Annotated in this window: 7 protein-coding genes and 1 pseudogene; 2 read left to right on the top strand and 6 right to left on the bottom strand. The window is 70.1% G+C overall.

Annotated elements, in window-relative coordinates:
* Window positions 1–631: FAD-dependent monooxygenase (locus tag AB0M20_RS24535; protein ID WP_364301863.1), on the top strand; the 631-nt coding region annotated here is incomplete at its 5' end.
* A gap of 14 nt (window positions 632–645) precedes the next feature.
* Here the strand turns inward: AB0M20_RS24535 and AB0M20_RS24530 are convergent.
* The gene (locus AB0M20_RS24530) at window positions 646–1,293 is read right to left on the bottom strand and encodes a TetR/AcrR family transcriptional regulator (protein WP_364301861.1); all 648 of its coding nucleotides are present in this window, start codon (window positions 1,291–1,293) and stop codon (window positions 646–648) included.
* Between the two features lie 40 nt (window positions 1,294–1,333).
* Between AB0M20_RS24530 and AB0M20_RS24525 the strand changes: the two genes are divergently transcribed.
* Complete coding sequence (locus AB0M20_RS24525) at window positions 1,334–1,687, top strand: DoxX family protein (RefSeq protein WP_364301859.1); 354 nt, start codon at window positions 1,334–1,336, stop codon at window positions 1,685–1,687.
* Between the two features lie 19 nt (window positions 1,688–1,706).
* On the opposite strand, the gene AB0M20_RS24520 is transcribed toward AB0M20_RS24525, so the two are convergent.
* From AB0M20_RS24520 to AB0M20_RS24500, 5 genes and pseudogenes are all read right to left on the bottom strand, one after another.
* Entirely contained in the window at window positions 1,707–1,832 is a 126-nt protein-coding gene (locus AB0M20_RS24520; RefSeq protein ID WP_364301857.1) for a hypothetical protein, read from the bottom strand.
* A 67-nt stretch (window positions 1,833–1,899) separates the two neighbouring features.
* The gene (locus AB0M20_RS24515) at window positions 1,900–2,901 is read right to left on the bottom strand and encodes a DUF2855 family protein (RefSeq protein WP_364301855.1); all 1,002 of its coding nucleotides are present in this window, start codon (window positions 2,899–2,901) and stop codon (window positions 1,900–1,902) included.
* Between the two features lie 576 nt (window positions 2,902–3,477).
* Entirely contained in the window at window positions 3,478–4,293 is an 816-nt protein-coding gene (locus AB0M20_RS24510) for a carbohydrate ABC transporter permease (protein ID WP_364301865.1), read from the bottom strand.
* A gap of 74 nt (window positions 4,294–4,367) precedes the next feature.
* Complete coding sequence (locus AB0M20_RS24505) at window positions 4,368–5,273, bottom strand: sugar ABC transporter permease (RefSeq protein WP_364301853.1); 906 nt, start codon at window positions 5,271–5,273, stop codon at window positions 4,368–4,370.
* Between the two features lies 1 nt (window position 5,274).
* Window positions 5,275–5,555 (bottom strand): annotated as a pseudogene (locus AB0M20_RS24500) (carbohydrate ABC transporter, N-acetylglucosamine/diacetylchitobiose-binding protein); the annotation flags it as partial.

Below are 5,555 nucleotides of genomic sequence, written 5' to 3'. Positions count from 1 at the left end.
CCCGCTGGACGGCCTCCCACCGGTGCTGACCTCGCAGGTAACCATGGTGATCCCGCGCGGACCCGGCTCGCTCTTCACCGCGCCGTGGCAGCCGGCGCCGCCCGAGCCCGGCTACGTGCTCTGGGGATTCTCCGACGCGGCCGGGCGGTTCCCGGCCGACGTCGCCTCCTGGGACGGCCCGGCGCTGCAGACCCTGGTCGGGTCGCGGCTCGCCGGCTGGTCCCCGATGTTCGACAAGCTGATCGCGGGCAGCGACCCGGCGACCGTCAACGCGATCCACGTGAAGAGCGCGATCCCGGTCGACCCCTGGCCGACCGGCCGCGTCACCCTGCTCGGCGACGCCATCCACAACATGACCCCGATGGCCGGCATCGGCGCCAACACCGCGCTGCGCGATGCCGACCTGCTGCGCCGCCGCCTGGCCGCGGGTGGGTCGCTGGTGGAGACGGTCGCTGAGTACGAGCGGGAGATGCTCGACTACGGCTTCGCGGCGGTGCGGCGGTCACTGCGCAACGCCAAGCGCGCCGGTTCGGCGACCCGGGCCGGACGCCTCGGCTTCCGCACCATGCTGCGGGTCACCGCGGCGACGCCGCCGCTGCGCCGGGCGATGGCCCGCGGCATGGGCGCCTGAGTGCGAGCCTGGGCTCAGGGAACGGGACCGAGAAGGGCTTCAAGGACCTCTTCCATCCATTCGCCGACCTGTTCCTCGTCCCAGCCGCGCTCCTCGACCAGCAGGGCGACCGCGTGCCAGCCGAGCAGCGTCCACAGCGTGTCGGTGGCGCGCTCGACGGACAGGCCGGGCCGCAGGCCGCCGGCGTCGGCAACCGCCCGGACCACCTTCGCGGTGTCGGCGCGCCGCTGACTCTGGTATTCGCGCCACGACTCGTGCAGCGCCGGGTCGGTCGCCGCGGCGTGCTCGAACGCCCGATAGAGCGGGTAGAGCCGGACGAGCGTCCGCGCGCCGATCCGGGCGGCGAGCCGGATCTGCGCCCGGGCGTCGCCGGCCGCCATCAGGTCGCGCATCTCGGGGCGGTCGAGCAGGGCGACCGGCTCGTCATCCCCGACGATCGCCCGGTCCACGGCGAGCAGCAGCAGCCGGGGTTTCTCCGCCAGCGAGTAGACCGACTTGGGTGTGACCTGTGCCGCTTCGGCGATGGCCGCCATCGTCGTCGCGGCATACCCACGCTGCGCAAACAGCTCCGACGCGGCCGAGATGATCGCGTCGCGGGTGGCCGCGGCCTGCTCCGCCCGCCGCGGGGCATGGTACGGACGCCGCTCTTTCGGTACAGTCATGCTCACCTCACTTCACCATGACTGTAGCGAAAGGCCAGCCATGTTCGTCATCACCGCCATCCTGTCAACCCTGCTCGCCGCCGTGATGGCCCAGTCGGCCGTCAAGAAGATCAACCCCGGAAAGGATTCGCTGGAGCTGCGCGACCGCCTCAACGTCAGCGAGCGGCTGTGGACCGCCGTCGGAGTCCCCGAGGCACTCGCCGCCGCAGGTCTCGTCGCCGGGCTGTGGTGGGCGTGGCTCGGCGTCGCGGCAGCCGCGGGCGTCGCGCTGCTGATGGCCGGTGCGGTGGTGATGCACCTGCGGGTGCGGTTCCTCGGCGCGGCCCTCGTACCCCCGGCTGCGATCTTGATCGTCGCCGCGGCCACCGCTGCCCTCCGCGCGGCAACGGCCTAGGACGGATCAGCGAGTAAGGTCAGGCGCCGCGGATCAGGCGGTACGAGCGCCGGAAGTGCTCGGCCCACACCGCGACCAGCTCGCGCGCCACGTCGATGCGGCTCGGCGGCTGGTCGGTCACGCTCCAGCTGTTGATCACTGTCACACCGAGAAGTCTGCGGATCCCCGGTCATCAGCACGGGTGCCCGCCCGCAGCAAAACGGGTGCAGGCCCTACAGCTCGACGACGTGGGCCGTGCGCGCCGGCGTACGCCCGCTCAGCACATCCAGCCACGCCTCCCGCAATCCCTCGCTGCCCTGCCCGAGGGCCACGTCGACCCAGCCCGACGCGGTGCCCGAGAACCGCCGCCAAGCCTCGCTGAACCGCGCGTCCAGGACGTCCCGTCCCCAGTCCTTCGTCCGTTTCCGCATCTGGTCCGGCGCGAAGAACACCTCCCCGGCGCTCATCGCGTTCGGCGACTGCGAGGTCAGCCCGATCGCCACGTCGCGCACCAGCCGGTCGCCGAGGTGCTCGCGCAGCGCGGCGCGCACCTCGGACCGCCCGGAGAAGTCGAGATACGCCGTGGGTGCCGGGTCGAGCGAAGCGATCTCGTCGTAGGTCAGCACCTCGTCATAGCAGCCGAGGCCGCGGGTGAACTCGAGGTTCGAGGGCGAGGTCAGACCCACCAGGCGCGGGCCGTCGATCTCGACGGCCGTCGCGTAGGCGGTCTTGCTGGACGCCGACGACAGCACCAGCGTCTCGGCGCCGTAGAAGCTCTGGTCGGCGAGCAGGTCGGCGAGCATCCAGGAGGTGAAGAACAGCGGCCGGAAGAGGATCAGCAGGTCTTCCTGGCCGGCGTCGTAGGCCGCATCGCCGGTGGTCAGGCGATAAGCGTTGTAGGGCGAGGGCAACTGCGCCCGGTGCGCGCTGGCATCCCGGAACCCCTGCGCGTCGACCCGGTCGGGCCGCACCACGAGATGGGAGCCGGCCGGGTAGTACCCGTAGAGCCGCTGCCCGATCTCGACCCCGGCCGCGTTGGTCGCGACCACGTCGCCGAACCCCCACATGGGCGGCACCCCCAGCGAGCGGTCGGCGAGCGGGAAGAACTCCCAATACTTCAGCGCCGCACCGAGCACCGCATAGGTGATGTTGTTGGCGGTGACACCGACCCGGTCCACCCGGAGCAGCGCCTCCCCGTCGCCGGGTTCGGGCACGGCCGCTTCGACGACCGTCACGCGCGAAAAGTCATCCCGACCCACAGCCATGGTCCACGAGGTCTCCACGCCCCGATCCTGTCACGCCCCGCACCCCGAAGACATCGGCAAGATCGCCGAAGAATCGCCACTTCCGAGCCGCAGCCGCGGCCGGCGCCGAAAGTGGTAGCCCAGCGGCCCATCGGGAGCCCGGACAGCCTCGTGGGCTACCACTCTCCGGTCACCACCCCGGCTCTGCACCCAAAGTGGTAGCTCACCGGCTCATCGCGGGCCCGGATAGCCCTGTGGGCTACCACTTCTGCCGGGCCCACGCGCGAGCGGCGTCACCGGCCCCGAGTCCGCCCGGGCCGGCATGGCTGCCTCGCTCGGCAAGCGAAAAGTGGTAGGTGAGCGGGCTTTCCGGAGGCCGAATTGCCTTCTGGGCTACCACTGTTGGCCGGCGACCCCGCATGCGCGGGCGGCGGCAACACCGCAAGCTTCGCCCACGCCGGCATGGCTGCCCGCCTGACGCACGACTGGCGTGACTGGCCGGCATCTACGTGATTGAGGCGGGCGGACGCGGCTGCACCACGGACTCCGCGAGCGACCGGCCGGCGGTCAGCGCATCTGGCCGGCGGCCAGGCCGCTCTGCACCTGGCGGTGGAAGGCGACGTATCCGATCAGCACCGGCAGCATCGCGATCGTCATGCCGGCGAACAGGGCCCCGTAGTCGCCCTGATAGCCCTCGTTCACCGCCAGCGCCGTCAGGCCCTGCGCCAGCACCCATCGTTTCTCCGCGCCCTCGCCCTGCATCAGCACGATCGGCAGCACGTACTGGTTCCACTGGAACAGGAAGTTGAAGATGGCGACGCTCACCAGGCCGGGCCGGGCCATCGGCAGCATCACCCGGAAGAACAGCCCGTAGTGCCCGCACCCGTCGACCATCGCCGCTTCCGCCACCGACGACGGAAGGGTGCGGTAGAACGCGGTCAGGAAGAACACCGTGAACGGCAGCGAATAGGCCGCGTACACCAGGATCAGCCCGGGCAGGGTGCCGAGCAGGCCCAGGTTGCGCACCACGAAGAACAGCGGCACGAGCGCCAGGAAGACCGGGAACATCATGCCGCCGACGAACGCGTAATAGACGAACCGGTTGCCGCGGAACCGGTAGCGCGCCAGCACGTAGGCGGCCATCGCGCCGAGCAGCATCGTCAGGATCAGCGCGCCGGTCACCACGATCGCGCTGTTCAGGAAATAGCGCCCGATGTGCGCGTCGCTCCAGGCCCGCGCGAAGTTGTCCCACCGCAGCGAAGAGGGCAGCCCCCACGGGTCGGAGAGGATCTCGGTGTCGCTCTTCAGCGAGCTCACCATGGCCCACAACAGCGGCACGGTGGTGAGCACCGCCCAGCCGATCAAGAAGCCGTGCGACAGCACGGAGAAACCCGCAACCCGGCGGGTACGCGCCGCCGCCGGCGCCCTCTCCGGCGCCGCCTTCTCCAGCGTGGCCGTCACAGTTCCACCCGCTCGCGCCGCGTCACCCGCAGGAACACCGCCGCGACCGACAGGGTGAGCAGGAACATCGCCACGCCCATGGCCGAGGCGTAGCCGAACTGCGAGTCGTTGAACGCCGTCTTGTAGAGCCGCAGACCCACCACATCCGACGAATAGCCCGGACCGCCGTTGGTCACGATCTGCGCCACCGCGAAGGCGTCGATCGCGAGGATCGCCAGGTACACCCAGGCCACCTGGATGCTGTCCCAGAGCAGCGGAATGGTGATCCGGAACAGCGTGGCCCCCCGGTTGGCGCCGTCCAGCAGGGCGGCCTCGTAGATGTCGCGCGGAACGGACTGCATCGCCGCGCTGAACAGCACGACGTAGAAGCCGACGTTGCTCCACAACAGCACGATCGCGAGGCACCAGAACGAGAACCGTGGGTCGCCCAGCCACGGCTTCGCCAGCCCGTCCAGGCCGATCGCGCGGAGCAGGCCGTTGATCAGGCCGCTGTTCGGGGCGAACATCTCCTTCCACAGCACGCCCACGATCGCCACGGACAGCACCTGCGGGAAGAAGTAGACGATGCGGTAGAAGCCGGCGCCGCGTACGCCGTGCACGCCGGCCCGATCCGTCCGGCCGCCGACGCTGATCATCGACGCGAAGAACAGGCCGAGCAGGATCGTCACCACCGGGAGGAGCACGAGCAGGATCGCGTTGTGCCGCAGCGCGTTCCAGAAGGTGCCGTCGCCGATCAGCCGGCTGAAGTTGTCCAGCCCGACGAAGTCGAAGTCGGGGGACAGGCCGCTCCAGTCGGTGCCGGAGATCTGAAAGGCCTGCACGTACGGCGACACCACGAAGACGCCGTAGAGCAGCAGCGGCGGTATCAGGAACGTGGCGATGAACAGCCGCTTGCCACGCACCTCAGACCCGCTTGAACTTCTTGACGGACGAGTCCTTCGCGATCGAGTCGGCGGCCTTCTGGCATTCGTCGACCCACTGCGCCGCCGTGATCCGCTTGGCGAACAGATCGGCGGTGGCGGCGTTCACCAGCTCGCGTTCGAGCTTGCGGTAATACGCGTTGTAGAGCCAGTTGAAGGTGTTGGTGCCACCCGCCTCGACCATCTTGGTGACCGTCGTGAGGCCGGGGCCGAGCTCGATGCCGTCGCTCGAGCCGGCCACCGAGGTGAGGCTGCTGACCTTGC

It is taken from the genome of Actinoplanes sp. NPDC051633, assembly GCF_040681735.1.
In the GTDB taxonomy this organism is placed as follows: Bacteria; Actinomycetota; Actinomycetes; order Mycobacteriales; family Micromonosporaceae; genus Actinoplanes.
Note: the sequence above shows the minus strand (reverse complement) of the source record. Positions and strands in the feature narration are given on the sequence as shown.